This window comes from Pseudomonas sp. MF6747 (assembly GCF_963890955.1).
GTDB lineage: Bacteria > Pseudomonadota > Gammaproteobacteria > Pseudomonadales > Pseudomonadaceae > Aquipseudomonas.
The window spans coordinates 20,157-40,780 of the sequence record NZ_CAWPSZ010000015.1 but is presented as its reverse complement, the minus strand read 5'-3'; the positions used below and the strand labels follow the sequence as shown (position 1 = coordinate 40,780).

General features: G+C 56.2%; 25 protein-coding genes and 2 pseudogenes. 22 read left to right on the top strand and 5 right to left on the bottom strand.

Features of this window, described 5'->3' with window-relative positions:
- Positions 1–2 precede the first annotated feature (2 nt).
- The 7 genes from AACW30_RS16175 to AACW30_RS16145 all read left to right on the top strand — a co-directional run bounded on the left by AACW30_RS16175 (position 3) and on the right by AACW30_RS16145 (position 6,411).
- Positions 3–392 (top strand): phage tail assembly chaperone, encoded by a 390-nt coding sequence (locus AACW30_RS16175; protein WP_200625308.1) that lies wholly within the window; start codon positions 3–5, stop codon positions 390–392.
- A 47-nt stretch (positions 393–439) separates the two neighbouring features.
- Positions 440–712 (top strand): DUF1799 domain-containing protein, encoded by a 273-nt coding sequence (locus AACW30_RS16170; protein ID WP_200625307.1) that lies wholly within the window; start codon positions 440–442, stop codon positions 710–712.
- A gap of 27 nt (positions 713–739) precedes the next feature.
- Positions 740–3,934, top strand: a complete 3,195-nt coding sequence (locus tag AACW30_RS16165; RefSeq protein WP_200625306.1) for a phage tail tape measure protein — start codon at positions 740–742, stop codon at positions 3,932–3,934.
- Positions 3,934–4,269 carry a phage tail protein gene (locus AACW30_RS16160; RefSeq protein ID WP_200625305.1) on the top strand — a complete coding sequence of 112 codons (336 nt, stop codon included), beginning with the start codon at positions 3,934–3,936 and terminating at the stop codon, positions 4,267–4,269. The genes AACW30_RS16165 and AACW30_RS16160 overlap by 1 nt, the downstream gene beginning before the upstream one ends.
- Positions 4,269–4,967, top strand: a complete 699-nt coding sequence (locus AACW30_RS16155; RefSeq protein ID WP_200625304.1) for a phage minor tail protein L — start codon at positions 4,269–4,271, stop codon at positions 4,965–4,967. The genes AACW30_RS16160 and AACW30_RS16155 overlap by 1 nt, the downstream gene beginning before the upstream one ends.
- Positions 4,968–4,977: 10 nt before the next feature.
- On the top strand, positions 4,978–5,754 hold the full coding sequence (locus AACW30_RS16150) for a C40 family peptidase (protein ID WP_200625303.1): 777 nt from the start codon (positions 4,978–4,980) through the stop codon (positions 5,752–5,754).
- 96 nt (positions 5,755–5,850) lie between these two features.
- Complete coding sequence (locus AACW30_RS16145; RefSeq protein ID WP_200625302.1) at positions 5,851–6,411, top strand: hypothetical protein; 561 nt, start codon at positions 5,851–5,853, stop codon at positions 6,409–6,411.
- Between the two features lie 155 nt (positions 6,412–6,566).
- Here AACW30_RS16145 and AACW30_RS16140 read toward each other — a convergent pair whose 3' ends face one another.
- Positions 6,567–7,082, bottom strand: a complete 516-nt coding sequence (locus tag AACW30_RS16140) for a helix-turn-helix domain-containing protein (RefSeq protein WP_234452716.1) — start codon at positions 7,080–7,082, stop codon at positions 6,567–6,569.
- 112 nt (positions 7,083–7,194) lie between these two features.
- Between AACW30_RS16140 and AACW30_RS16135 the strand changes: the two genes are divergently transcribed.
- The 14 genes from AACW30_RS16135 (at position 7,195) to AACW30_RS16070 (ending at position 17,994) form a co-directional block, all read left to right on the top strand.
- Positions 7,195–7,359 (top strand): Arc family DNA-binding protein, encoded by a 165-nt coding sequence (locus AACW30_RS16135; RefSeq protein ID WP_122722362.1) that lies wholly within the window; start codon positions 7,195–7,197, stop codon positions 7,357–7,359.
- Complete coding sequence (locus tag AACW30_RS16130) at positions 7,340–8,296, top strand: BRO-N domain-containing protein (protein ID WP_325167594.1); 957 nt, start codon at positions 7,340–7,342, stop codon at positions 8,294–8,296. The genes AACW30_RS16135 and AACW30_RS16130 overlap by 20 nt, the downstream gene beginning before the upstream one ends.
- Entirely contained in the window at positions 8,293–8,511 is a 219-nt protein-coding gene (locus tag AACW30_RS16125; RefSeq protein WP_200625301.1) for a hypothetical protein, read from the top strand. The genes AACW30_RS16130 and AACW30_RS16125 overlap by 4 nt, the downstream gene beginning before the upstream one ends.
- Positions 8,508–9,344 (top strand): BRO-N domain-containing protein, encoded by an 837-nt coding sequence (locus tag AACW30_RS16120; RefSeq protein WP_200625300.1) that lies wholly within the window; start codon positions 8,508–8,510, stop codon positions 9,342–9,344. Before AACW30_RS16125 ends, AACW30_RS16120 begins: the two co-directional genes overlap by 4 nt.
- 123 nt (positions 9,345–9,467) lie before the next feature.
- A complete protein-coding gene (locus tag AACW30_RS16115) occupies positions 9,468–9,818 on the top strand; it encodes a hypothetical protein (protein ID WP_200625299.1) in 351 nt (116 codons plus the stop codon).
- 61 nt (positions 9,819–9,879) lie between these two features.
- Positions 9,880–10,527: a tail assembly protein gene (locus tag AACW30_RS16110; protein ID WP_200625298.1), complete on the top strand. Its 648-nt coding sequence runs from the start codon at positions 9,880–9,882 to the stop codon at positions 10,525–10,527.
- Positions 10,528–10,601: 74 nt separating this feature from the next.
- Positions 10,602–14,201 carry a phage tail protein gene (locus AACW30_RS16105; protein ID WP_200625297.1) on the top strand — a complete coding sequence of 1,200 codons (3,600 nt, stop codon included), beginning with the start codon at positions 10,602–10,604 and terminating at the stop codon, positions 14,199–14,201.
- Positions 14,198–14,536: a hypothetical protein gene (locus AACW30_RS16100; protein ID WP_200625296.1), complete on the top strand. Its 339-nt coding sequence runs from the start codon at positions 14,198–14,200 to the stop codon at positions 14,534–14,536. Before AACW30_RS16105 ends, AACW30_RS16100 begins: the two co-directional genes overlap by 4 nt.
- Positions 14,536–15,192, top strand: a complete 657-nt coding sequence (locus AACW30_RS16095; RefSeq protein ID WP_200625295.1) for a hypothetical protein — start codon at positions 14,536–14,538, stop codon at positions 15,190–15,192. The genes AACW30_RS16100 and AACW30_RS16095 overlap by 1 nt, the downstream gene beginning before the upstream one ends.
- 64 nt (positions 15,193–15,256) lie before the next feature.
- Positions 15,257–16,021, top strand: coding sequence for a hypothetical protein (locus AACW30_RS16090; RefSeq protein WP_234452715.1), 765 nt, complete (start codon positions 15,257–15,259; stop codon positions 16,019–16,021).
- Positions 16,021–16,311 carry a hypothetical protein gene (locus AACW30_RS16085; protein WP_200625294.1) on the top strand — a complete coding sequence of 97 codons (291 nt, stop codon included), beginning with the start codon at positions 16,021–16,023 and terminating at the stop codon, positions 16,309–16,311. The genes AACW30_RS16090 and AACW30_RS16085 overlap by 1 nt, the downstream gene beginning before the upstream one ends.
- Positions 16,308–16,562 carry a hypothetical protein gene (locus AACW30_RS16080; RefSeq protein ID WP_200625293.1) on the top strand — a complete coding sequence of 85 codons (255 nt, stop codon included), beginning with the start codon at positions 16,308–16,310 and terminating at the stop codon, positions 16,560–16,562. The genes AACW30_RS16085 and AACW30_RS16080 overlap by 4 nt, the downstream gene beginning before the upstream one ends.
- A gap of 377 nt (positions 16,563–16,939) precedes the next feature.
- Positions 16,940–17,473, top strand: coding sequence for a glycoside hydrolase family 19 protein (locus AACW30_RS16075; RefSeq protein WP_119739748.1), 534 nt, complete (start codon positions 16,940–16,942; stop codon positions 17,471–17,473).
- Positions 17,470–17,994, top strand: coding sequence for a lysis system i-spanin subunit Rz (locus AACW30_RS16070; protein ID WP_200625292.1), 525 nt, complete (start codon positions 17,470–17,472; stop codon positions 17,992–17,994). Before AACW30_RS16075 ends, AACW30_RS16070 begins: the two co-directional genes overlap by 4 nt.
- A 13-nt stretch (positions 17,995–18,007) precedes the next feature.
- On the opposite strand, the gene AACW30_RS16065 is transcribed toward AACW30_RS16070, so the two are convergent.
- From AACW30_RS16065 to AACW30_RS16050, 4 genes and pseudogenes are all read right to left on the bottom strand, one after another.
- The gene (locus tag AACW30_RS16065) at positions 18,008–18,271 is read right to left on the bottom strand and encodes a hypothetical protein (protein ID WP_119739752.1); all 264 of its coding nucleotides are present in this window, start codon (positions 18,269–18,271) and stop codon (positions 18,008–18,010) included.
- 294 nt (positions 18,272–18,565) lie between these two features.
- Positions 18,566–19,117, bottom strand: a pseudogene (locus AACW30_RS16060) (SOS response-associated peptidase family protein); the annotation flags it as partial.
- Positions 19,111–19,314 (bottom strand): annotated as a pseudogene (locus AACW30_RS16055) (hypothetical protein); the annotation flags it as partial. The pseudogenes AACW30_RS16055 and AACW30_RS16060, both read right to left, overlap by 7 nt.
- Before the next feature lie 332 nt (positions 19,315–19,646).
- A complete protein-coding gene (locus AACW30_RS16050; protein WP_106580540.1) occupies positions 19,647–20,273 on the bottom strand; it encodes a CatB-related O-acetyltransferase in 627 nt (208 codons plus the stop codon).
- Between the two features lie 179 nt (positions 20,274–20,452).
- On the opposite strand from AACW30_RS16050, the gene AACW30_RS16045 reads away from it, so the two are divergent.
- Positions 20,453–20,596, top strand: a complete 144-nt coding sequence (locus AACW30_RS16045) for a hypothetical protein (protein ID WP_200625291.1) — start codon at positions 20,453–20,455, stop codon at positions 20,594–20,596.
- The last annotated feature ends 28 nt before the right edge of the window (positions 20,597–20,624 follow it).

The window sequence follows — 20,624 nt, the reverse complement described above, 5'->3', positions numbered from 1 at the left end:
CAATGGCCAAGTTCAAGATTGCCCAGAACCCTACCTTCAAAGCCGACGTGGACATTCCGCGCGTCGGCGGCGCCACGATCAAGGTGCCTTTCGAGTTCAAGTATCGCGACCGCAAGGAGCTCGCCACGCTGTTCGCGGGGTGGCAGGAGAGCGCAAAGGAAGATCAGGAGCGGCTCAAGGCCAAGGGTGATGATCTGACTCTGATCGACATCACTGATTCTCATATTGAGCGTCAGGTGGAGCAGGTCGCCCAACTGGTCGCTGGCTGGGGCTTTGACGACAAGCTGAGCCCTGAGTCAATCCGTGCTTTGGTAGAAACCTCTGCCGGAGCAGGGGATGCCATTGTCGAGGCATACCAGAAGGCGTTTTCCTCAGCTCGCTTGGGAAACTAATTGCCGCGGCGCGCTCGCTATACGAGCCGGGCGCGCCGTCCGATCAGATGCGACTGTTCGGCTTATCCCCTGAAGACCTTGAGCAGGACGTGGATGTCTGGTCGGACAACTGGCTGGCTTTCAGCCTCTTCAATGCCCTTGCCACGCAATGGCGTACAGGGGCGTGCGGCGCAACAGGGCTCGACTACACGTCAATTCGGGACGTGGCCGAATACCTCGGCATCAAGAGGAAAACCATACCGGAAATATTCCACGACCTTCAAGTCATGGAGGCCGAGGCGCTCGCTGTCATGGCGGAGGCGAGAGACAGCAGCCAGTAATTTCTGGCACTTATTCAAGGTGATTCAATGGATATCGCATCGCTCGGCATTAAGATCGATACGTCGGACGCCGCGAAAGCCGTCACAGATCTCGACAAAGTCGTGCAGTCCGGCGAAAAGGCCGAAAAGGCGGCAGAGGGTATTGCGGCAGGTTTCGACAAGGCGTCCGCCTCCGCTTCTGACCTTTCGTCTTCTGAGCGCAAGCTCTCCGAGACACTCGACGAGGCCAAAGCTCGCCTTCTGGCAACGGCGAAGGCCTCCCTGGAGTCGAGTGATTACTACCAGCGCCTGACCACCAGCGTAAATACCAATGCGTTCGCTATGGAGTCATCGGGGTCGTCGGTAAGCAGCCTGGCGGCGCTTCAGCGGCGCTTGCAGGCTGAATCCGACGCACTGGTTGGCTCGACTGATAGGCAGGCTGAGGCGACCAAGAAGGCCGCGGCGGCAACTGGCGTTCAGGCCGAAGGGCTGCAAGAGCTGCTCGGCAAGATCAACCCAGTGCAAAAAAAGCTGCAAGAGCTAGATGATCTTCAGTTGCAGCTGACGAAGCATCGCAAGGCTGGGAACATCGACGATGCTGGTTTCAAATCGTACTCGGCTGATATTGAAGCGGCTCGCATAAAGCAAAAGGGGTTCAATGACGAGGCTGGCAAGTCTGGCGGCGTGTTCGACAAGCTCAAGCTAGGCACCCGCCAGGCGCAGGAAAATGTTGTTCAGCTCGGAAATGCTTTCTCGACCGGCGACATTGGTAGTGGTGTTCGCGCCATTGCACAGCTCGGAGCGGGCGCCGGCTCAAGCGCTTTAAGCCTTTTGGCGCTCGTTGGGCCAATTGCCGCCGTAACTACTGTGCTCGCAGGCTTAACTGCCGCTTATTACAAGGGCAGCGCTGAAACCAAGGCGTTCAATGACTCACTGATCCTGACCGGGAACTACGCCGGAACAAATGCCGGCCAACTCAGTGACATGGCCAAGCAGATCGGTGCGACTGTCGGCACTACTGGGGCGGCAGCATCTGCGCTGGCGAGCCTGGCCGGCACGGGCAAGATAGCCGGCGGTAGCTTTGAAGAGATTGCCTCTGCCGCACTCTCGATGGAAGAGGCAACAGGGAAGTCGGTCGATGCAACCATCGCCGAGTTCGTCAAGATCGCGAAAGATCCAGTGGCCGCTGCCAAGGAGCTGAACGATCAATATCACTTCCTAACCGCATCCGTTTACTCTCAAATCGTTGCCTTGAAGGAGCAGGGCGACACCATTGGTGCGGCCAAGCTGCTGACGGACACCTATGCCGATACGGTTCGGGATCGGTCGAAGCAGATCACCAACAACCTCGGTTACGTCGAGCGTGCCTGGAAAGGCATTACCGACGAGGCAAAAAAATCGCTGGATGCGATCAAGAACATTGGTCGTGACGAAGGTCCGGCCAAAAGGATTACCGAGCTAACGCAGAAAGTCGCCTTTGCAGAGAGCGCGCTCAAGGCCGACCCAGATGATAAGGACGCTAAAAAGAAGCTTGCTGAGTCAAAGCTAGAGCTGGACTTCCTAGTCAAGCAGCGGGATACCCAGGACGCAATAAACAAGGCCCAGGCGCTCTATCAGGAGACTCAAGACAAGGGCCAGGATGCCCAGAGAAAGTTCGACACAAGGGCTAAGAGCGCTCGCTCGAACAAGGATAAGCGCAAGGATGAGCTCGATGACCTACAGAAAGAAATCGACGATATTCGTCGAGCCAATCCTAATGACTCCCGGCTGTCTCAGACGAAGATTGATCAGCAGAAAGCTGCCATCAATGACAAGTATAAGGACCCCAAGGCAGCCGCCGGCTCCGTAGACCTTACTGGCTTCAATACCGCTCAAAACGCCCTGAAAGAGCTACAGGCGACGTATTCGAACACCCAAAAGCAACTTGATGCCGCGCAAAAGGCAGGCCTGATTTCGCAGGATGTTTACGCCACGCAGCGCGCAGTTCTGATCAAGGCTGAAAAGGAGGAGGTCACCGCGGCTTATGAGGCAGAGATATCTGCCCTTGAGGCTGCCAAAGGCAAGAAGTCGACCAACGCGGCTCAAAGCATTCAGCTGGACCAGAAGATCGCTGATGCACGCACCAATATGGTCAAGGCGCAGAAAGATGCCGACGGCCAACTTGACGTTTTGGCGACGGCTGAGAAGGGGAGGCTTGATAAGCAGAAGTACGCGATTGATCAGTATGTCCAGGCACTTGGGCAGCAACAGAAAGCCCTGGAGCTGGCTGGGCAGCGCGCCGTGCTGGGAGTTGGCCAGGGAGACCGTCAGAACGCGCTCAACGGTGAATTGAATAGCCAGCAAGATCGGTTTGCCCAGCAATCGCTGGAATTGGAAAACCAGCGGTCTGACCCGTCGCGGAATATGTCGAAGGAAGAGTTCAGTCGTAAGTCGCAGGCACTTGCCGACGCGAACAAGAAGGCCACCGACCAAATCCGGCAGAACTACGCGGACGTGGAAGCCGCCCAGGGCGATTGGACCAAGGGTGCGACCGCCGCATGGGAAAACTATCTCGATTCGGCGAAGAACATCGCTGGCCAGACCAAGAGCCTCTTCGGTAACGCTTTCAGCTCCATGGAAGACTCGATTGTCAGCTTCGCCATGACTGGCAAGGCGTCGTTCGCGGACTTCGCCAAGTCGATTCTGGCGGATATGGCGCGCATTGCGACCCGGCAGGCCAGTTCGGCTTTGCTGGGCAGTCTAGTCGGGGCGGCGGCCAGCTATTTCGGTGGGGGCGCCGCTGCAGGAACGGGCAACGGGCTGGCGGCAGGGTCAGCAGGTGCGGTGTCATCTAACCTTGGCGCCTCCCAAGCGGGCTACTCCAGCACTTACATCGATGGGTTCAGGGCGGCCGGTGGGCCGGTAGATCCAGACTCTTTGTATCGTGTTAACGAGCTTGGTCCGGAACTGTACAGCGAGGGCGGCAAGTCGTACCTGATGACAGGGGCAAACGGCGGGAGCGTTACGCCGCTGACCACTGGAGGCGGGCCTGGAGTTTCCGCACCTGGCGCCTCGGGCGGGGCACCTCAGGTCTACATCAACATTTCCAGCGACGGCAAGACGGATGTGTCGAGTGACCAGTCCGGGCTCGAAAGCTTTGGCGCCGAAATCGGAAAGTTTGTTGAGCAGAAGTTCAAGCAGCTTGAAGCCAAGTCGTTGAGCCCACAGGGCAACATCCGCAAGGCAATTCAAGGGAGGGGGTAATGACCGACACATTCACGTTTCGCCCAGACAAGTCGGTCCCGGTCACGTTCGCCCAGCGGACGCGGTCGGCCACTTTCGGAGGCTACAAGCAGACTGCCGGCGACGGGCTCAACACTGAAACTCAGACCTGGGCACAGACCTTTACCGGGCCGAAGGAAAGGATCATCGCGATCCTTTCCTTTCTGCGTGCTCACCAGGGCTACAGGTCCTTCATTTGGGTCACGCCTCTCGATGGGCCGCTGTATTTCACCTGCGCCACGTACGGCGCTACACCACAAGGCGGTAACGCCTGGGTGCTCACCGCCACGTTTGAACAAACCTTCCAGGTGCAGTGATGGCTGAAAGTATCTACGAAGACATCCAGAAGCTGGAGGTCGGCCTGTACGTCGAGTTGTTTGAGCTCGATCTGACACCTATGAGCGGTGATATCTACCGCTTCCACGGGTATACGCAAATTGGGCCGATCTACTGGCAGGGCATTGAATACTCGCCTTGGCCAATCAAGATTGAAGGGCTGGGCATGACGGGGGAGGGCCAGCAATCGAACCCCTCGCTTACTGTGGGCAACGTGACCGGCTTCATAACGGCGCTATGCGCAACCTATCAGGACCTGGTCGACGCCAAGCTGCGCCGCCATCGAACCCTTGGCCGTTACATGGATGCCGCGAACTTCCCGGACGGCAACCCCGAAGCTGATCCGGACGAATATTTTGCCTCCGACAGCTACGTCATCGACCAAAAACAATCCGCCGACGCCGAGGCCGTGGTCTTTGTCCTGAAGTCACCATTGATCGCGACCGACCGCAAGCTGCCCGGCCGGCAAATCGTTGCGAACTGCTGCCAGTGGTCTTCCATCGGCGGTTACCGCGGCGTCTACTGCGCATGGACCGGATTGAACTACTTCACTGACAAGGACGTGCCGACCGATGATCCTGCCAAGGACATGTGCTCGTTCACGCTGAAGGGCTGCAAGCTCCGCTTTGGCGAGAACAATCAACTCCGCTATGGGTCGTACCCCAGCGCAGGCAACTGAGGGGCATTGCATGAAACTCAGCAAATCCATAGTCGAGGCCATCTACGCTCACGCCGAAGCGGAAAACCCAAAGGAGTGTTGCGGCATCGTGGTGCTGACCGGCGGAAAGAAACGTTTTCTGCCACTTCAAAATTCTGCTGAAGATCCCGAAAAGGATTTTCGCATCAGCGCCGAAAGCTGGGCTGGCGCCGAAGACCAGGGTGAGCCTGTATGCGTTGTACATAGCCACCCTGGGCAATCGGCCCGACTGAGTGGTGCTGATCGAGTTTCGCTTGAGGCTACCGAGTTGCCTTGGGTGATCGTAGAGGTGCGCGAGGGCAAGCCGGTCTCGCATCTGATCCATTTGCCCACCGGTTACCAGGCGCCACTGCTGGGGCGCTCTTTTCATCACGGCGTGCTCGACTGCTACACACTGGTCCGCGACTACTACCGACGCGAGCTGGGAATTGAACTTGCGGATTACGAGCGTGAGGATGGCTGGTGGAACGGCACCGAAGACCACTACATGGAGAAGTACGAGGCGACAGGCTTTCGTCAAATCAACCCGGGCGAGCTTCGTCAGGGGGATCTGATCATCATGCAAGTTCGGGCTGAGAAGGCGAACCACGCCGGGATCTACTTGGCTGATGGGAAGCTGCAGACAGAGCCGAATCACCACCCGGTACCCGGATGCATCCTGCATCACCTCTACGGCAAAGACTCAAAACGCGACATCTTCGGCGGTTATTGGCGGGACGCTGCGCGACTTTATCTCAGATACGAGGATTCAGATGAGGCGGCAGGGTGATCGCTGTTGGGCGTTTGTTCAGGCAAGGTTGTAGAGTGAAGCACCCCCCAGCACCCGTGTTCATAATGTTAAAACCATCTTTATGGAAGAAATCACTTGGTATACATATCAGCGCTTACCCCTATCTTCATCCTTGTAATGTCGATTGGACTCGGACTCTCCAAGGAGAACTGGTTCCTAGAGTTCGGCTTAGCGGTAGTGGTTATCTCCGCCGGGACCTCGATGGTTTTGGCGTACCTCGGCGGGCGCAAGGCGGTTCGCGCAGAAAAGGTGGAGTTCGAATCGTTTCTCCCCCAAGTCGAAAAGAGCGAATCTAGCGCTTTCAGGTATACGGGCAGCATTATGGGGGTAGACACGAACAACCCCATGAAGCACCTCCAAGACCAAATTGACGAAATCAAAAGGGTTACGAATCAGGATGAGGTAAATTTCAGGTCTGGGCTGAGCTTCAATGAGGCGCGTATTGATAGTTGCTTAGCGCAGATCAGATATCACGAGGCAGTGACACTTCCGAAAATCCTCGGGCAAGGTTCGGGAGCAATTTTCCTTGCTGGCGCGCTCACAATCGTAGGGTCCGTCTACTTGGCGGTGCCGGCTGAGGCTTACCATATTTTCGCTAATGTCGCCGGCGCGCTGCGGGCGTGGTTGCTGCGGTGATTGGCCTTGCCTGTGCGGTGACTCCATATTTCATTGCTCGGGCGTTCGCTCAACTTCGCTCGCTGCAGGCAAAAGAGAAAGCGTATAGCGCCTAGCCCCGTGCTAGGTTTTTTGCATCTGGCGGGCATGAAAAAGCCCGGCGGGCCGGGCTTGGGTCACTTGTGTGTGTCGGGCTCTTCATTGGGATCTACAAGCTTCATTCTGGTGCCAAACAAGATGCGGGCGAACACGTTGTAAAATCCCGCCGTAGCAAAGTCGCCAGATTCCGTGGCTTTCTTGGTCATTTCGATGAAGTTTTTCTCGGCTTTGTCAGTGATGTACTGTTCAAACGGAACTCCAGCTTCCTCGGCATCCGCTCTTATTTTTTGGATTTCCTCTCCATCCATTGACGCCAGCTCATCGTACATTCGTTGTCGTAGCTTGAATGGCGGATCGTTTGTTTCACGCTCTCCCACCACAACTTGAAGGATCTGATCCGGACTCAGTTCTGCGACAGTTACGCCGAGTGCCGTGGCCAGCTTAAAGAGTACGGTTCGTCTCGGTTTTGCCTGCCCAGATTCATAACGAGATATTTGCGACGGAGTAATGCCAACGGCATCCGCAAGCTGCTGTTGCGTAAGATTTTTTTCACCTCTGAGTGAGATGAGCCGGTTGGCAAAATCAGTGGACATGTGGACCCCCTTGTATGTCTCTAGAAGCGTACAGCAAACGCACAAAAAGCAAAAATTGTTTGACGAAGTCACAAAAAGCACTAAACTCACAAAACGCAAACAAGGAGTCGTCATGAAAGCCCTGAAAATTACTACCGCTGTACGGATGCTGTGCGAAATGCGAGAGAAACTTGAGATGAGGGCCGCTGAAAACGGCCGCAGCCTAAGCGGAGAAATTGTATTCCGGCTGAGAAAATCCCTTGAGCAGGAACAGGACCATGAAAAACAACAGGCATAAAAAAACCCCATCGCTGGCAGGCGACGGGGCTTTGGTTAACGAGATCAACTTCGAGGAAGAAATCGTCATGGGCGATATTAGCACAGCTGCATCCAATGTCATCCCCTTCGACTTTCGCGGTCACAGCGTTCGCGCAGTAACTATCGAGGGCGAGCCATGGTTCGTAGCATCCGATGTCTGCCGCGTGCTGGAGGTAGTGAATACCACTCAAGCCATGCAGGCGCTGGATGATGACGAACGGTCTATGTTCAACATAGGTCGTCAAGGCGAAGCCAATATCGTCAATGAGTCCGGCCTATATACCTTGATTTTGCGCAGTCGGGACGCAGTCAAGAAAGGCAGCAAGCCTCATGCCTTTCGTAAATGGGTCACTGCTGAAGTCCTTCCGGCGATCCGCAAGCATGGCCGGTATGAAGATGCCAGTCACAAGATGAATACTTTGGTAGGCCAAACCATCGGCACCGACGGATCTCACATGCTGGGTGCTGTAGTTAAGGGGAAGGTGTCGAGCCTGCCAGTTCCAATTCAGCGCCGGGCCACCGCGAAAATCTGGTCGCAGACTCATGCAGCTTTTGGCGTTCGGTCGGCAGCAGATATTCCCGCTGACCAGCTTGACGCTGCGCGGAACTTCATCGCGGCCTACGCCGTTCTGGAAGGTGAGTTCATTCCGAAGGGGCAGGGCAAGTCCTTTGATATCCCCGACAAGCTTGGAGAGTGTGAGCGATATCTCGTCAGTGCCGACCATCACGGCAATCGGCAGGTCACGCCCGTGCCAATGGGTGCATTCGTTTTGACCCGACAGCAGTTCATGCAGTCAATGCTTGTGGACCGGGATATGTACGTCTCCACGGCGGAAATGTTCGAGTTTGTAGCGCTGGCGACCGAAAATCTGCGCTGCCGATTCCTTTCCCAGGCTGCCCGGAGGAGCGCGGCATGAACTTCACTCTGAAAGCTGGCGGTCGCGCCTTGATCCTCTCGCCGGAACGGCCAAACTTGGTCGGCCGCTCCGGTCAGCTGATCCGCAAGATCGAAGAAAACTGGCTGATGCTGGTCGAGGGCAAGCGCTACTCGGTCGGCGAGAAAAGCCTGATGCCGCTGGACGGCTTCAATCCAAATGTGTCCGCGTCGATTGAAGTGAGGAAGACAGCATGAGTAGCGTAGTTCCGTTCAGCTTTAAAGGTGCCGGTGTTCGCGTTGTTACTGACGATCACGGGGAGTCTTGGTTTGTTGGTCGCGATCTGTGCTCCGCGCTTGGGTATGTGGATCAAACCAGCGCAATGAAACAGCACTGCCGTGGGGTGGTGAAATACCACCCCATCGCAGACAGCCTTGGGCGCATGCAAGACACCCGAATTCTTGCAGAGCCGGACATGCTGAGGCTCGTCATAAATAGCCAGCTCCCCGCTGCTGAGCAGTTTGAGCGCTGGGTCTTCGAAGACGTTCTGCCGACGATTCGCAGGACTGGCAGCTATCAAATGCCAGCGAATGACGCCACGATCCCAATTGAGCGCCAGTTGCCAATCGCCGCCGACAGCCTTGACGCGGCGAAGCGCATTGCCGAGTGCTTTGGCCTTGAAGGTAATCAGGCTCTGCTGAGCGCCAACAGCATGGTCAAGTCAGCTATTGGCGTGGACCTGATGGAAATGGCCGGCGTTAAGCGGTTGGTCAACGAATCGCAGGAAATGAACTTCACCCCAACCGAGCTTGGCGCGAAGTTCAGCATGAGCGCGGTGAGCATGAACAAGTTGCTCGCCGAGTGCGGGTTACAGCATCAGGTGATCTACAAGCCAGGCAAGAAGCGCTGGGAAGTTACGCCCGACGGCAAGCTCTTCGCGGTCATCACCGACACTGGCAAGAAACACAGCGACGGAAAGCCGGTGCAGCAGATCCTTTGGAAAGAGTCGGTGCAGGAGATGTTGGCCAGGCTGGCCGAACAGCTTCGGTCCGGGATTCCGGCCGTGGTTGCTGGCGGCGTCCGACGTTAGATTTGAAATGTGATCCTGAATCACATTTAACTACCGCCACGAAATTAACCCCGCCCATGCGGGGCTTTCGTGTTGTCCTCTTGTTGATGATAAAGTCCCGCGATATCTCAACGAGGGAACGATATGAAATTAATCATAGGTGTTTTGGCACTGATAGCGCTTGCTGGCTGCGCGACCCCGACCATGCCGGAGATGCGTCAAGAAGGTGCCTTTGAGACTTACTCGTCAAAAAAACAGGATGAGGCGGTAGCAAAGTGCGTTCTTTTTGCTTGGCAAGACATTCGACTGGCTGGGGAATTGAATACGGCGAGTATTCAGCCTGGCCGTGAGGGTGGTTACACGGTGACAGCACACGGCAATGAATACTTCGCCGATGTAGTTTCAGCGAAAGGAAAAACGATAGTCAGGTACTACCACGTTGGTAATTCTTGGATATCCGAAAGACTCAGACCTCCCGTTAAAGCCTGCCTATGAATCAATGAGATTTTACAAATCAACCCGCTACGGCGGGTTTTTTTACACCTGAGGAAAAGCCATGAACTCCTTCCATGTAGCGCAACCAACTCACCACCGACTGCGCACGATTCGTCTCCACGGCGTTTTGGGTAAGCGTTTCGGATGCGTACACCACCTGGCAGTTAATTCGGCCCGCGAAGCAGTTCGAGCGCTGGGCGTTCTTCATAAAGGCTTCAATCAGTTCATGATCGAATCAAAGGATAAAGGCATCGTATTTGCTGTTTTTTATGGTAAGCGAAATATAGGTGAGAGCGAGCTGGGCGATCCGCCGAGTGGCAACGAGATCCGTATTGCTCCAGTCGTACAGGGCAGCAAGGACGGCGGGAAGCTGCAAACAATTATCGGGGTAGCGATCATTGTTGCTGCCAGCTACTTCTCCGGCGGCTTGGCTGCCACTGGCTCAGGCGCCGTGTTTGGCGGATCAGCTGCATGGGGGATTGTCGGCTCAGTAGGCATCTCGCTCGCCCTTGGTGGCGTAGCACAAATGATCGCCGGCACAGCCCCGGGCATCGACAGCTCGGAAGCCGCCGATAACCAGCCCAGCTACAACTTCAGCGGTATCAAAAACACGGTAACCCAAGGTAACCCCGTCCCTCTCTGCTACGGCGAGATGGTGGTCGGCTCGGCGTGTGTTTCGCTGGGTGTTCTTGCTGAAGACAAGCAGTAGGCGACCAACTACTGCAACGCATACTCAGAAATCCATAGACCGCTCCGGCGGTTTTTTTTCGCCTGGAGAAAAGCATGGGCGCAGCACATACGTTCGGAGTCGGCTTCGGTGGGTCGAAGGGTGAAAGCGAAAAGCCGCATTCGCCGGTAGAGAGCCCTGACAGCCTGATCAACACCAGCTACGCCAACATCCTTGATGCTGTTAGCGAGGGTCCTATCGTTGGCTTGGTGAATGGCGCTCAGTCGATTTTCTACAATAGGACTCCTCTTGCGAACTCTGACGGCAGCCTGAATTTCACTGGCGTGACCTGGGAGCAGCGCACGGGCGAAGCAGAGCAGGATTACATTCGTGGCTTTCCAGCCGTTGAGTCGGAAACCTCTGTCGGCGTCGAGCTGAAATTTTCCCAGTCGTGGACACAGGCGATCAGCAATAGCGAGTTGTCGGCTGTGCGAATTCGCATGGGTGTATCGACGATGTACAGGACTGAGTCAGACGGCGACACCGTGGGGTACTTGGTGAATTACGCTATCGACCTCTCTACCAATAACGGGGCTTACGTCACTGTTTTAACTCAAGCATTCGACGGCAAGACAACCAATGGCTACCAGCGGAGTCACCGGATTGAGCTTCCCCCGACCGATGGTGGCTGGCAGATCCGCATCCGCCGACTGACCCCGGACGCCCCGAACTCCAGTATCCAGGCCAACACTTCGATCGTCAGCTACACCGAGGTGATCGACGCAAAGCTTCAGTACCCATATACCGCGCTGGTCGGTACGAAGATCGATGCCTCGCAGTTCAACTCGATTCCGGAGCGTGCCTTTCACATCAAAGGCCGCATCATTCAAGTGCCAAGCAACTATGAGCCGTCCACCCGCAGCTACACCGGAGCATGGGATGGCACGTTCAAGTTGGCCTGGACCGATAACCCGGCCTGGGTTTATCGCGACCTAATTCTCAACGACCGTTATGGGCTTGGGGCGGTGATCAGCGACAGTCAGGTGGATAAATGGGGTCTTTACCAAATCGCCGGCTACTGCGATGAGCTGGTAGATGATGGGAAGGGCGGACAAGAACCGCGTTTCACTTGTAACCTTTACTTGCAAAGCCGCGCCAATGCACTGACCGTATTGCAGGACATGGCCAGTATCTTCCGAGGCATGAGCTATTATGCCGGCAGCGAAGTGATGGTGTCGGCAGATATGCCGAGCGACCCGGTCTACACCTACACGAACGCCAACGTGATCAGCGGAAAGTTTAGCCGCTCCGCATCGAGCGGCTCGACTCGCTATAGCGTGTGCAAGGTCTCCTGGTCAGACCGGACCAACTTTGGCGCCGCCAAGGTTGAGTTTGTCCAGAGCCAGAAAGCGATTGCCAGGTATCAAATTCGCGAAACCGAAACCACCGCCTTCGGCTGTGTATCGCAAGGCCAAGCCCAGCGGCTAGGTCAGTACATCCTGCTGACCAACCATTACGAAACCGACACCGTGAGTTTCTCTGTCGGGATGGATGGCACTATCGCCCGTCCAGGGCAACTGATCCGGGTTGCTGATGAGAACTTCAGTGGCAAGTCAATGTCTGGTCGAATCAAGGCGGCCACCTCCGGCGGCGTGACACTGGATGCTGATATTGATGCGGAAGCAGGGGATACGCTGGTTGTCATTCGACCTACGGGCACCGCAGAGGCTAGAGTCATTCAAAGCGTGTCCGGTCGCGTAGTGACGGTTACCGAGTCCTTTTCGTCGGCCCCGACTGCGCAGTCGGTCTACACGATTGAGTCGGCCGAACTGAAGGCAGAGGCATTTAGAATTCTGTCAGTTATCGAGAATTTTGGTGACGACAAGCTGCAGTACGACATCGTTGCTGTGCAGCACAACACGAGCAAATTCTCGACTATCGATAACGGCGCACAGATCGTCACGCTGCCGACGACGGTTCTACCGTCATCAGTCCAGGCAATCCCGAGCGATGTGACGCTGTCCACATTTGATACGGTTCGCCAAGGCGTCAACGTCGCTACCATGCGGATAACCTGGACCGCTCCGAAAGGTGCTGCCAGCTACAACGTTTGGTGGCGAAGAGGTTCGGGTGACTGGATCTTTGGCGGGCGGGTATATACAGCCTCAATGGAAGTTCCTGGCATTTACACTGGCACCTACACGGCTCGCGTAGCGGCAATTGGGGCGAATGAAAATAGCTCGCTCTGGGCTTTCTCCCAGCCAACCAACCTGCAAGGTAAAACCGGCCTGCCTCCGGCGGTGTCGTTCCTGCGCACCACCAGCGAACTGTTCGGTATCAGCATCAAGTGGGGCTTCCCACCTGGTGCTGAAGACACTCAGCGCACCGAAGTTTGGTATGGCCCCGCCAACGACCTGGGCGCCGCCACCAAGCTGGCCGACCTGGCGTATCCGCAGGCTGACTACCGCATGCAGCAGCTGCTGGCAGGCGCAACGCTGTTCTTCTGGGCGCGCCTGGTGGACCGCACCGGAAATGTCGGGCCGTTCTATCCTGTCGGCGGCGGTGTGATGGGGCAGGCCAGTTCGGACGCTGGGGCCATCTTGAATATGCTCGCCGGCAAGATCAGCAAGACCGAGCTAGGCCAGGACTTGCTCAGCGACATAAACAAAATCCCCGGCCTGCAGGATCAAATCGACGCGCTTGACGACATCCTGCTGTACGACGCTGCGAAAACCTATGTCGCTGGCGACACCGTGCGCCAGGGCCAGCGGCTATATCAGGCCATTGCCAGCGTGCCGGCCAACAAGCCACCACCGAACGCCACCTACTGGCTAGACGTGGGGCAGGCGGTTGGCTCTGTTGGCGCATTGGCGCAGCAGGTCGCGCTGAACAAAACCAGCATCGAAACTGTTGACGGTAAGGTTACTGCGCAAGGCTCAACGCTGAATGTGCTGCGCGCCGCTACTCGGGATGACAGTGGCAGCGGTGCGAAGGCAGATGCGTTGAAAGGCTGGGCCAGTACTGCCGCAATCGCTACTCAAGAAAAGGTCATCGCCTCAAACGAAGAAGCATCGGCACAGCGCCTTACAACCGTGGATGCCAAGGTCAACCAAAACGCCGCAAACGTGACGCTCCTGGAAAGCACCGTGGCCAACAACAAGCAGGCCTCGGCGCAGCAAGTGGCCCAAGTCAGCGCAGAAGTGGCTACAGCTAAGGATGGCGTAGCCACAAACAAGGCTGATATCCAGCAGACGTCTTCAGCGCTTGCCGACACTAATGGCAAGCTGTCGACACTCTGGTCGGTGAAGATGGAAACCACGGCTGGCGGGCAGAAGTACGCGGCATCATTTGGTCTCGGGCTGCAAGTCGATCCCTCCGGCGTGTCGTCGCAGTTCGTGGTAAGGGCTGACACCTTCATGCTGCTCAACTTGGCCAATGGCACGCCGGTTTCGCCGTTCTCGGTCACTGGCGGGCAGACTTTCATTAAGTCGGCCTTCCTAGAAGATGGGTCAATCACCAACGCCAAGATCGGTAACTACATTCAGTCCAACGATTATGTGGCCGGTACAAGCGGCTGGAAGTTGTTCTTCGATGGGACGTTTGAAATAAACAGCTCATTCGGCGGAAAAGCGAGACAGGTGATTAACAGCGCTGGCGGTAAGGTGTTCGATGAAACCGGCCTAGTACGATATCAGTGGGGGGATCTGTCAGCATGACTTATGGCGTAAGAGTTTGGGGACCAACTGGCCGCCTTGAACTTGATGAAAACTCCTTCACTGTTGGGGTTGTTTACTCGGTAATTTTAAAATCAGGTGCTCCTACACCAGGACGCACTCGTTTCATCGCAATTCCGGGCGTAGATCCATCCACACATTCCGCTGTTTGTTTACCTGTAGCTGTTTATGATACTAGCGGCCAAAATATTAACTCGATTCAATATACGCCGATTATTTCAGCGGGCGGGGTAACCATTTACTTTGGTAGTCCGGCAGCGTCCACCGGCCCTATAGGTGTCAGCTCTCAGAGACTGTTAGTTATGAGGTATCGTTGATGACTTACGGTGTGATGTTTAAAAATAATGCTGATGTGGTGGTCTTAGACTCAGAGTTCGCAAGGTTGTCTGTACTTGAAAAGGGCACATGGAATGGTACAGGCGCAGGCGTTTACGTACCTTTTTCAAAAGCCATCACAACGGACGAGCCCCCTTTGGTTTTCGTCAGGCCAGCTCAGGCAAACGTATTTTGTTTTTGCTTAGTTCGCGGCTCTGCGGGAGCATGGACTGGTTTTTCGTTCGTTGGAATTTCGGGGCAAGCCACCTCTGGTAACTGGTTCGTAGCAGCTTTTAAGGCAGAGCCTACGGCTAAATTCGGCTTTCGAATTTGGGACGCGAATTCTAAGCTACTTTTCGATAGTGGAACGCCATGCGCGCAGTTCACAAGAACTCTAACTTTGTGGACATATTTGGGTTCTGTTCCAACTGGTCAGGGCGTAAACAGGCTAAGTTGGACATCAGCTTCTAGTTTGGCTAGTGGTGACTACATGCTACTCAACAACATAGCAATGGACGTTGCGGGAGTAGTTTCAAGACAGGGCAATATGTACGCTGTATGGGACTATGCAAATGACAGGCTTGTAATTCAAGTAGTGGGGGTTGATATCCCATCGGCGCTCTATGTTCCTGTCGTTTTTGCCAAGCCAATATCTTAATAATCTATTTAGTAACTAAATCTAGGAACCGCCTTGAGCGGTTTTTTATTGTCTGGAGAAAAATATGGTCTGGCAAAGATCCGGAACAGTTGCTGTGCAGAATGGCAGCACAACTGTAGTAGGCACGAACGTAGATTTCGCCGCCAGTAGCCGGAATGGTGACTCATTCGTAGGTCCGGACGGCGCTACCTATGAACTGGCGAACGTCGCAAGCTCCACGGTGATCTCGATCCTTCCAGCTTACAAGGGTCCGACAGTCAGTGGCGCGGCCTACGCCATCATGCCGGTGCAGGGCTACGACAAAATGCTGTCGGATGCCTTCAATAACCTGAACAACCAGTTCGGCCCTAAGCTGGCGGCATTGGGCACGACGGGCAATTACGACATTCTGCCAGTGGCGAAGGGCGGGACAGGAAATTCCACCGGAACGGCGACTAAGCTTGCGGCGGCCGCTATCGCTGGCACAGTATCGCAGTCAGGCGGGTTGCCGACTGGCGCTCTGATGGAGTCCGGAGTTAATGGTGCTGGCCAGTATTGGAGGTTTGCCGGTGGGCTTCAGGTTTGCATAAACGAATTCACCACAAACCTCGCAGTCAACCAGTCCGCCAACGGTATGTTTTATACCTCTACAGCTTTCGCCATGCCGGCAGCATTCGCTTCTGGAAGCACGCCGCAATTTAGTTTCTCCGCAAGACTACCCGGCGCTATCGTGTGGGGAGAGTTTTCCAGCTGGAATGGAGCCGTTGCCGAGATGTTTATTATTTCTGGGTCAAGCACTAGCGCGGCCAATATCATTGTAAAAATGATTGCCGTGGGAAGGTGGTTCTAATGATTATTAAATTCTCTCCCCAGCGCCGCGATGACGTGCTTAAGGTTAGTAAGCGCGGCGATGTGATCACATTGAATGGAGAGCGCTTCGACTTCCGAGAAATTCCTGAGGGGGCGTTGCTCCCGAGTTCGGCAGTTGATTGTGAGTTCGTTATCGGTGACATCACGCGCAAGAATGGCGATCTCATCCTGACACTGCTTCTACCCTGTGGCCAGGGCGCTACAGCCGCTGCAAACTTCCCCGCCGATATCGTCAGTCCACCTGACGGGAACGTGAGCCTTCCCCAATGAAAAATATCGATTTCAGCAAGATGGTGACTGTCGAGCAGCGCCAGAAAGAAGACCGCCGGACAACGCTTGAGGCTGTCCTGGCTTCTCGCCGGGCCGCATACCTGGCCGAGTCTGATCCGCTACGCCTGGAGGCGGACTACGATGCACTGAGCCAGGGCCTTGAGCCTGACTATGCCGGGTGGCTTGCCTCCGTCGCCGCCATCAAGGCCCGATTCCCACTGCCCACCACTGTGGATCCGGTCGCGAACTGATCCGCGATCTAGCCCTGATGCCGCCTTGAGCGGTTTTTTTCGCCTGTAAAAAGGATTCACACCGCTGCAAGCGTTAAAAGCCGCTACCACGAATGAAAAAATGGCTTGGTAGCATGCTCCACCAAGAGGGTGGCGGGGAATAGCAGCCGGGCTGATTCACCGGGGCTTCATCGCAACGGATCTGGAGTCCTGCGGCCTTAATGTCGGGGCCGTCTTGTCCGCCGCTGTACGTTTCACAGCCGCCAAGAGTAAAGACGGTTAAGAGAAGTATTGCGTATTTCATGGGATCCATTCCTGTTCGCTCCGATAATTCACCGCATTATATAGAAAGCGTATCGCCCGCCAAGTCGCGGGTTTTTTTTCGCCTGGAGAAAAGTATGCCGATCACCGAGCAGCAGCTGCTGCAGATCCTCCCGAACGCTGGCCGCCAAGCCGGCGTTTTTGTTTCTGCGCTGAATACGGCCATGGGCCGCTATGGCATTGTCGGCACTCTGCGTGTGTCTGCATTCATCGCCCAGATCGGGCATGAGTCTGGCCAGTTGCGTTACGTGCGCGAGATCTGGGGGCCAACGGCGCAGCAACTCGGTTATGAAAGCCGCGCCGACTTGGGAAACATCGTTAAGGGTGATGGCTCCAAGTTCCGGGGTCGTGGCCTGATCCAGATTACCGGCCGGGCGAACTATGCCGCGTGCGGCGAGGCGCTGGGCCTGGACCTGATCAGTACGCCTGAGCTTCTGGAGTTGCCCCAGCACGCCGCGATGTCGGCAGCGTGGTTTTGGTCCACGCGAGGACTGAACACGCTGGCAGACCAGAAGGACTTCGCGAAGATCACCAAGCGCATTAACGGCGGACTCACCGGGCAAGCCGATCGTCAGGCGCTGTACGACAGGGCGTTGAAGGTGCTGGCATGACGCCGGTGCAGAAGCTGGGTGGCCTGGTGTTGCTGGTCCTGGCGCTGATGGCCGGTACAGCCTTCGCCACCTGGGAGGTGCAGGACTGGCGCATGGGGAAGAAGCTTGCCGAGCAGGGCGCCGCGCACCAGCAAGACCTCGGCGCAATCACCGGCGAGGCCTGGCGTCAGCAGCAGGCCGAGCAAGATAAGCGCTTGGCCACCGAGCATCAGCTCGCTACCCAAGACCAACAACATACGAAGGAATTATACGATGCCCAGCGCAACCAGGCTCTGCTGCGTGACCGCCTTGCTACTGCTGATGTGCGGTTGTCAGTCCTTCTCGACGCCACGGATTCAGCCAGTGGCTGCGAAGTGCCTACCGCCCCCGGCGCCGTCGGCTTGGTTCATGCAGCCCGTCGAGCCCAACTTGACCCAGCGCATGCGCAACGAATTATCGCCATCACCGACGATGGGGATAATGCCGTAATCGCGCTGCGGGCGTGCCAGGCCTATGCGAAGGCGCTATCAGCAGGTAGTTGAAAAATTATGAGTTTCAGTGGCCGGCCGATGCTCGGTGAGTTTGACCCATCTCAAATTTTGAAACGGCTTGAACCCAATAGCGGCGATACTTAGTCTGATCAGGTGGAATTGGCGCTTGAAGAGACCAAGAGCTCTCGGCATTCAAAGCATCTCTGTACGCCTGCCATTCCTTCGCCTCTGCGATGTCCGATGCGCTTTTTTTGTCGTCAAACCATCCTAAAATATAAACCTCACCCTGATCTCTGCCGTGTTCTACAAGTAAATAAATATCGTTCATAACCTAAATCCGCTTAACCATTTCTCAATTTTCCCAGCGCTGGGTGCTCACTCCATGCTATCGGCCCAAGCATCTGATTGTTGAGACTTCTTTACCCGCGATATGCCCAGATGGGCATCTGCGCCTGCTGTTGCGCGCTGATGCATATGATCTAGTCTTTCCCGCGGCGTTCGTACTGCGATCATTGAGTTTATTGACGGGCGCCATGGACAAGCGGCTTGCGGGTCTTTCAATACTGCTGACCCTCGGCTGGGTCATCACAGTGGCGACTGTCATTTAGTACTTCTACCCCAATTAATCTAAAGGTCGAATCAATTCTGGCCCCTTATTCCTCACGTTCCCCACGGCCGTATCGACTTTGAACCACTCGAAGACTTCCGACGGCTCTCCCTGATGCAACGCCATCTGCTCGGCGCGCTCCTTGGGCGTGGCCGGATCAAGCCATTCACGAGCCAGGTCGGGCGTAAGCACCACCGGGCGCCGGTCGTGGATATCCACCATGCCGCCGGCGCTGTCGGCGGCGATGATCACGAAACCGTCATGCTCACCCGGACCTTCATCGCTGTCGGGCAGTTGGCCGATGGCAGCGCAGAAGATCGGCGCGCCATCGCGCCGCCGGATTAGGTAGGGCTGTTTCTTCGGTCCGCCTTCGTCCACCCACTCAAACCAGTTGTCGACCGGCGTGATGGCCCGGTGCGGCCAGATCGCCCGGAAGAACGGGCCGTGGGCCACCTTCTCAACACGGGCATTGATCGGCGCGGCCCTGTCCTTTGCCCAGTGTGGCCGCCATCCCCAGCGCACCAGGTCGGCGTGCAGCAGGTCGCCCTGCAGGTGGAGTAGGGCGACATGAGGACCGCCAGAGTCAGCTTGATGAACTCCTCGTTCTCATCGATGGTGTGCAGCGCCCCGCGGATGTTCTCCGCCACATCGGCTGAGCCACGCTGCTCAACCCAGTTCGATAGCTCCATGATGGAAGCCTCAAGGGCCAGCTGATTTTCGTAGAGCTTAGAAAGCAGTGAAGGCAGTAGGTCGGAATTAGGCATGGCAGTTCCTCTTTGAAAATAAAAGCGTAGCAGTCGAGTTACCAGGGGGGGCGTTCGGCAGAACGCCGGGGCAGGGGCTTTCAGGGAGAAAGCCTGTAGGGAGATTTGCGGGGATTCGTGAATCCTTGCTCAACATTGTTAGGCGTCGATTGCAGTGGGCGCCTACGTAAGTTGTTGCTGTTTAAGGCTTTTCGGGACGTCCGCCAGCATGGGGTGCTAGGGGTCGAGTGTTCGAATCACTCCGTCCCGACCATATTCTTGATCAAGCCCAACCTGAAAAGGTTGGGCTTTTTCATGCCCGCCAGTTTTGCATGGCTGCCTGTCGGCATGCGTCAGGCGCCGGTGGCGCGCTGCTTGAGGTAATCCACAAACGGGTCGATATCCGTGCTGCAGAGCAAATGAGCGATCGCGCGCACCTCGGTTTCCGGCCATTCCCACCAGGCGGACTGTTCGAGGATCTGGCGGGTGGGCTCATCGAAGCGCCAGCGGATATGTTTGGCGGGGTTGCCGCCCACGATGGCGTAAGGGGCAACGTCCTTGGTCACAATCGAGCCCGCCGCGACGACCGCGCCATTGCCGATGGTGACGCCGGACAGAATCTTCGCGTGCGAGCTGATCCAGCAATCATTGCCAATGATCACGTCGCCCTTGCTGCCACCAAAATCAGTGATGTGCGCGAGGCTTTTAACCTTGGCCGGGAAGGGATAGCAGCTGAGCCAATCAGTGCGATGGTGGCCGCCGAGATACACTTCGACGTTGCCGGCAATGGACGTGTAGGCGCCTACGCGCAGGGTCGTACCTTCATGCCAGTCGTGAACCTTCAGGTCACCGTAGGTACCGATGCCAAAGCTGTAGTCGGGGTAACGGTTGCGCAGTTTTTGCGTCGAACGCTCCAGGGGGGAGAGCGCGCGTAATGCCTTGCGCGCTTGGTGTTCGCGCCATTTACGCAATAGTTTCATGCGTCGAGCCTTCTTGCAGAGGTTGAAATCAGGCCGCCATCCTGAGCAATGGGTGGCGTCTATGCAAGACGAAAATACCCAGGGTATTTGCCGGGATAACCCTGACACGTAAGCGTTTAACCGCCAGGCACCACCAACAGCGACAGTCCCATCACTGCGCCACCGGCGACGTGGATGTCGTGCTGACACTGAATGTCGCCAGCCTGCAGGAATACCAGGCGCTGGCCCGCCGGGTCTTCGCCGCGCGCCCCAACCTGAAGTGGTTCAAGGCTCTGATGACGCTGGACCGGGTCAAGCTAGGGCTGGAAGTACCGGCCAGTTGAGCGCTTTATTGCCTGAAAAAAATGGCCG

Bases quoted from the DNA above. Each gene is read 5' to 3' on its own strand.
- AACW30_RS16175 (WP_200625308.1), top strand. From the start codon at position 3: ATGGCCAAGTTCAAGATTGCCCAGAACCCTACCTTCAAAGCCGACGTG.
- AACW30_RS16170 (WP_200625307.1), top strand. From the start codon at position 440: ATGCGACTGTTCGGCTTATCCCCTGAAGACCTTGAGCAGGACGTGGAT.
- AACW30_RS16165 (WP_200625306.1), top strand. From the start codon at position 740: ATGGATATCGCATCGCTCGGCATTAAGATCGATACGTCGGACGCCGCG.
- AACW30_RS16160 (WP_200625305.1), top strand. From the start codon at position 3,934: ATGACCGACACATTCACGTTTCGCCCAGACAAGTCGGTCCCGGTCACG.
- AACW30_RS16155 (WP_200625304.1), top strand. From the start codon at position 4,269: ATGGCTGAAAGTATCTACGAAGACATCCAGAAGCTGGAGGTCGGCCTG.
- AACW30_RS16150 (WP_200625303.1), top strand. From the start codon at position 4,978: ATGAAACTCAGCAAATCCATAGTCGAGGCCATCTACGCTCACGCCGAA.
- AACW30_RS16140 (WP_234452716.1), bottom strand. From the start codon at position 7,082: ATGTCCACTGATTTTGCCAACCGGCTCATCTCACTCAGAGGTGAAAAA.
- AACW30_RS16135 (WP_122722362.1), top strand. From the start codon at position 7,195: ATGAAAGCCCTGAAAATTACTACCGCTGTACGGATGCTGTGCGAAATG.
- AACW30_RS16130 (WP_325167594.1), top strand. From the start codon at position 7,340: ATGAAAAACAACAGGCATAAAAAAACCCCATCGCTGGCAGGCGACGGG.
- AACW30_RS16125 (WP_200625301.1), top strand. From the start codon at position 8,293: ATGAACTTCACTCTGAAAGCTGGCGGTCGCGCCTTGATCCTCTCGCCG.
- AACW30_RS16120 (WP_200625300.1), top strand. From the start codon at position 8,508: ATGAGTAGCGTAGTTCCGTTCAGCTTTAAAGGTGCCGGTGTTCGCGTT.
- AACW30_RS16115 (WP_200625299.1), top strand. From the start codon at position 9,468: ATGAAATTAATCATAGGTGTTTTGGCACTGATAGCGCTTGCTGGCTGC.
- AACW30_RS16110 (WP_200625298.1), top strand. From the start codon at position 9,880: ATGAACTCCTTCCATGTAGCGCAACCAACTCACCACCGACTGCGCACG.
- AACW30_RS16105 (WP_200625297.1), top strand. From the start codon at position 10,602: ATGGGCGCAGCACATACGTTCGGAGTCGGCTTCGGTGGGTCGAAGGGT.
- AACW30_RS16100 (WP_200625296.1), top strand. From the start codon at position 14,198: ATGACTTATGGCGTAAGAGTTTGGGGACCAACTGGCCGCCTTGAACTT.
- AACW30_RS16095 (WP_200625295.1), top strand. From the start codon at position 14,536: ATGACTTACGGTGTGATGTTTAAAAATAATGCTGATGTGGTGGTCTTA.
- AACW30_RS16090 (WP_234452715.1), top strand. From the start codon at position 15,257: ATGGTCTGGCAAAGATCCGGAACAGTTGCTGTGCAGAATGGCAGCACA.
- AACW30_RS16085 (WP_200625294.1), top strand. From the start codon at position 16,021: ATGATTATTAAATTCTCTCCCCAGCGCCGCGATGACGTGCTTAAGGTT.
- AACW30_RS16080 (WP_200625293.1), top strand. From the start codon at position 16,308: ATGAAAAATATCGATTTCAGCAAGATGGTGACTGTCGAGCAGCGCCAG.
- AACW30_RS16075 (WP_119739748.1), top strand. From the start codon at position 16,940: ATGCCGATCACCGAGCAGCAGCTGCTGCAGATCCTCCCGAACGCTGGC.
- AACW30_RS16070 (WP_200625292.1), top strand. From the start codon at position 17,470: ATGACGCCGGTGCAGAAGCTGGGTGGCCTGGTGTTGCTGGTCCTGGCG.
- AACW30_RS16065 (WP_119739752.1), bottom strand. From the start codon at position 18,271: ATGAACGATATTTATTTACTTGTAGAACACGGCAGAGATCAGGGTGAG.
- AACW30_RS16050 (WP_106580540.1), bottom strand. From the start codon at position 20,273: ATGAAACTATTGCGTAAATGGCGCGAACACCAAGCGCGCAAGGCATTA.